This window comes from Psychrobacter sp. (genome assembly GCF_030457785.1).
Taxonomy (GTDB): Bacteria; Pseudomonadota; Gammaproteobacteria; order Pseudomonadales; family Moraxellaceae; genus Psychrobacter.
Window position 1 is genome coordinate 1 of the sequence record NZ_JAKDUI010000222.1, and the last position, 4,337, is coordinate 4,337.

A 4,337-nucleotide genomic window follows, 5' to 3' on the forward strand; every position below is an offset into this window, starting at 1 on the left:
AACATTGTAAATAGTATCAATGAGTTACAATGTGGCTTATCCCGAACTGGGGTTACTAAAGGTGTGATGGTCGATTCCTAGCTAACACGAGCGGTAACACGAGCACTATTGTTTGTCATACCAACCTACTTTTATAATGACCGTGGTAGGTGAATGCCACCCACATCAACCGTGCAACATTTAGCTTGTTAAAAGTGCTTAGCGGTGAAGTCATTAGCAACTCATCACTTTCTGAAGAGACAAACTTTGGGCGAACATAACGATTATTTATGATTTTTTTTGGGTCATTGTTTCGATCACAGTCTATACATAACGAGAGATTTAGCCTCCGTGCTTTATTACATAGCGTTATTGAACGTCTGTACCAACCTTATAAGCTAGCCTTATCGTTGGCCGTTTGCCTGTGCCTATCTACTCCTGCTTATGCCTTTCTTTCTGATGCCGCTGCAGCTGACCAGCCCGCCCTATCGCCTCTCATAACAAATACCAACATGGCTAACAGCCAGCCCGACGCAAGCGTAACCATCAGCGAGCGCAGGAAAATAGCACAAAACACGAGCAATATTAACAGCCTAACACCACCAAGTATTTGGCAACCTGAAACGACAAAACCAAGCTTATACGCCCTGCTAGATGCTGAGTTTGCTGCAGATCGCAATAATAAACAGCGTGCCATCACCATTTATAAGCAGCAATCTTTTAAAGAAGATTCAACAGCGGTTTTTGAGAGGGCACTGAGCTTATCGCTTCAAAATGAAAGTGTCGGAAACTCCTTACAATTTGCCAAATCATGGCAAACTCAAAACCCTGGCCACGTTCCTGCTTGGTTTTATGTCGCCCACTTGGCGCTACGAGCACACGACTATGTCTTAGCTGGTGACACACTAAATCGTATCTTGCGTTACGACCCTCGAGCAGATTTAAGTGAAATCCTAATCGGCATCTATCCTGATACCGATGAAGATAAACGTGATCTGCTCCTCGCCTTAGAGCCGCTTGATAGTGAACAAAACGCCTCGCTATCTGTATTGAAGGCGGGTTTGCTTTATCAGTTCAATGAGCCTGAGATTGCTATCATCCACATCGATCACGCATTGGAGATTAACCCTGATAATGTCCCTTTCATTACCTTAAAAGCGGATATCTTACGCAAAATCGCCACCTCAGAAACCGTTGTCAATTATGTCAGCCAAGCACGCCTACGCAACCCCGACAGCAAAGGGTTATACCTCTACGAAATTCGTTATTTGTTGGATTTAAGACAAAGCCAAGAAGCCTTGGAATTATTGCTAGAAGCACACGATCGCTTCAGTGACGACACTGAAATCACTCTGCTTGCTGCTTTAGTGAGCCTAGATACAGAAACCTATGATGAAGCTGACCATCTGCTAAATTTGCTCGCAAAAAATCCAGCTTATCTTGACCAAGCTTACTACTATTTAGGTATCAGTGCTGAGCGCCAACAACGATTTGAACAAGCCAAGTCTTATTTTAACAGTGTCATGCAAGAAGACTTGGTATTAGAAGCGCGTAGAAAAGTCGTCGCTTTAGAGCTGATCAATGACGACGCCGATGCCGCAATTGCTGCCTTGCAAAAACTGCGCAGACAATTCAGCGTGTTTGCGCCCGACGCCTACGTGATGGAAGCGGATGTTTTATGGCAACAAAATGAATCGCAAGCAGCCTTGCAACTGCTAACACGAGCATCTCGCGATTACCCTGATAATGAAATGTTGTTGTTTGCCCGCTCCCAACTCCTCGACGATCAAGACGACTATATCGTCAAACGCATATTGCTCAATCATTTACAATCGCTTGACCCAAGCAATCTGACCTATCAGCTGAGTTATGCTCAACTATTGCTGGCCAACGACCTCAGCTCTGAGCGAGGTTTAATACTTGCCACAACCATTTCTCAGATTTCCTACGATGACCCACGCTATGATAATGACTTGCACTTGCAAGCTCTCAACGTATTAGCAGGAAACGCTTTAGCCAACGAAAACTACCAGCAAGTCATCGACCACTTGAAGACGCCTTATGATGTCTTCCCTACTTTGCGCTCGGGGACTTTATTACTGCGCGCTTATCAGGGCTTGGGCGACAATGACAAGGTCGGCGCCCTACTATCAGACTTACAACAGCGTTTTTCATTCGGTCAGCAAAACGTCAACGACCGCGTACAATTGTATTGATGTGCTGGTTTATCTAGCATGCCCTACTGGTTTGTCAAACACGCCCTATAAGTATTGTTGTTACAAGGCGATTATAAGACACTAACACCCACGTATAACTGAGCAACAAATAAAGCGTAAGCTACCCACTTATAACCATCATTATTTTGTACACCTGCCTATTTTTGAGGATATATCATGTCATTAGCAGCCTCTGCTTATAAGCCCACCAAACTCTCCCTATTCACTGCGATGACTGCGGCACTCGTCATCACCTCTGGCTGCCAATCACTAAAAACAGGCAGCGCTGCCAATCCATCAGGCACAATGGCACAGGATCAAACCAGTGAACAACCGCAAAAACTTGATGACTTTAATATCACAGGTAAAATAGGTGTCACCACACCCGCGAGTGACACTACCGGCGCGCAAGGTGGTAGTGCCTTTTATGCATGGGGACAGCAAAATGAACGCTTCGCTATCGAACTGATTGGCGCATTGGGGATTGGAAAAACCAATATCGAATACAATGGACAGACCGCCACATTGGTAAGCGAAAAGACAGGTACATTGACAGCAGATGATCCTGAAACACTGCTATCAAAAGCCACTGGCTGGCAAGCGCCTATCTCTCAGATGCCTTATTGGATATCTGGTCAACCAGCGCCTTCAGACAGCACACCTCAGCTTGATGATCAAAACCGTTTGATTGGTTCGGTTAATGGTGAGTGGACGGCAACCTTTACCTATCAAGGGACAGAAACACTGCCAAGCAAAATAAGCGCAACTCAACCACAAGGCAACAAAGTGATCATGACTATCAATCATTCAACCTCCCAAGATTGATCGGCAATGGATAAACGATCAGCTACTCATCAACCCCCTTCTTGTTTATCAAGACATCTGTGAACGACGCAATATTATGACTGACCATTTAGCCGTTTCATCTAACTCTGCCCTTACCTACCTATCACCCGCCAAAATTAATGTATTTTTGCACATCACAGGTAAGCGGGCTGATGGCTATCATAACCTACAGACCGTCTTCCGCCTGCTGGATTGGGGGGACTATCTGCATTTTTCGGTACAAGAACCACTGATAACCACCAGCAGTGACATTAGCAGCGATGCGCCAAGCCTTGATAAGCTATGCAGTGAACTGCTACTCTTAACCGGTGCAGAATCGATAACGACAAATATAGAGGATAATCTGATATTCAAGGCAGCACGCGCTTTATTAGACACTGCCATAAAGTTGAATAAGCTACCTAAGCAGCTACCATCCGTACAAATCACCTTAGATAAACACTTACCGATGGGTGCAGGTCTCGGTGGGGGCTCCTCAAATGCCGCGGCTACCCTATTGGCACTAAATGAGATTTGGCAACTTAATCTTAGTCAAAATCAGCTGATAAAAATTGCGGCGACAGTCGGTGCAGATGTACCGATATTTATCTTTGGGCAAGACGCTGTTGCCACGGGTATTGGAGAAGAGTTGACGGCTATCGACTTGCCGGATCAACATTATTTAATCCTAACACCTGATGCACATATCGATACTGCCACCCTCTTCTCGCATCCGAGACTGCACCGTGATATCGAGCCACTTGCCATAGAAACTATTCAGCATCAATCAGACCGTTACACGCAAAGCCTGCTTGCCCCCTACCGTAATGTCTTCACACCAGTGGTGATAAGCCTCGCTCCTGCTGTCGATGAGGCATTACATTATCTACAAGGGTTGGAGGAGTTGGCACTCGGCACAGCCCGCATGACTGGATCGGGCAGCTCAGTCTTTTTACCATTAGATGCGAGCGTGGTATCTGATCGTGCACTTTTGGCTAAATGGATTGAAGATGCACCCTGTGCAGGTCGCATTGTTAGTAATTTATAGCGCTGACTGTCTATAACACTGATTCTTTACTAACTCTTATTGGCTTATAACACTTGTAATTGCTAAGTAGCCAAAGATTGCACCAAAACCCAAAATAACACATTGGGTTGGACTGAAAAACGCCTCAATCGTTCATTAATTAAGATTAAACGCCAGAAAAAACCGCAAATGACTTGCAAAATCTAAAAATTTACTTATAATAGGTCGCCTCAATAGGGGTATAGCCAAGTTGGTAAGGCATCAGGTTTTGATCCTGACATCCGTTGGTT

At 45.0% G+C, this 4,337-nt stretch carries 3 protein-coding genes; all 3 read left to right on the forward strand.

Features of this window, described 5'->3' with window-relative positions; translation table 11 throughout:
• The first annotated feature begins 269 nt into the window (after positions 1–269).
• The 3 genes from L0J61_RS09625 (at position 270) to ispE (ending at position 4,068) form a co-directional block, all read left to right on the forward strand.
• Entirely contained in the window at positions 270–2,195 is a 1,926-nt protein-coding gene (locus L0J61_RS09625; protein ID WP_301466233.1) for a tetratricopeptide repeat protein, read from the forward strand.
• A gap of 177 nt (positions 2,196–2,372) precedes the next feature.
• Positions 2,373–3,020, forward strand: a complete 648-nt coding sequence (lolB, locus tag L0J61_RS09630) for a lipoprotein insertase outer membrane protein LolB (protein ID WP_301466234.1) — start codon at positions 2,373–2,375, stop codon at positions 3,018–3,020.
• A 76-nt stretch (positions 3,021–3,096) separates the two neighbouring features.
• Positions 3,097–4,068, forward strand: coding sequence for a 4-(cytidine 5'-diphospho)-2-C-methyl-D-erythritol kinase (ispE, locus tag L0J61_RS09635; protein WP_301466235.1), 972 nt, complete (start codon positions 3,097–3,099; stop codon positions 4,066–4,068).
• The last annotated feature ends 269 nt before the right edge of the window (positions 4,069–4,337 follow it).

Excerpts from the sequence above, each read along its gene's own strand:
- L0J61_RS09625 (WP_301466233.1), top strand. The coding sequence starts at position 270 with ATGATTTTTTTTGGGTCATTGTTTCGATCACAGTCTATACATAACGAG.
- lolB (WP_301466234.1), top strand. The coding sequence starts at position 2,373 with ATGTCATTAGCAGCCTCTGCTTATAAGCCCACCAAACTCTCCCTATTC.
- ispE (WP_301466235.1), top strand. The coding sequence starts at position 3,097 with ATGACTGACCATTTAGCCGTTTCATCTAACTCTGCCCTTACCTACCTA.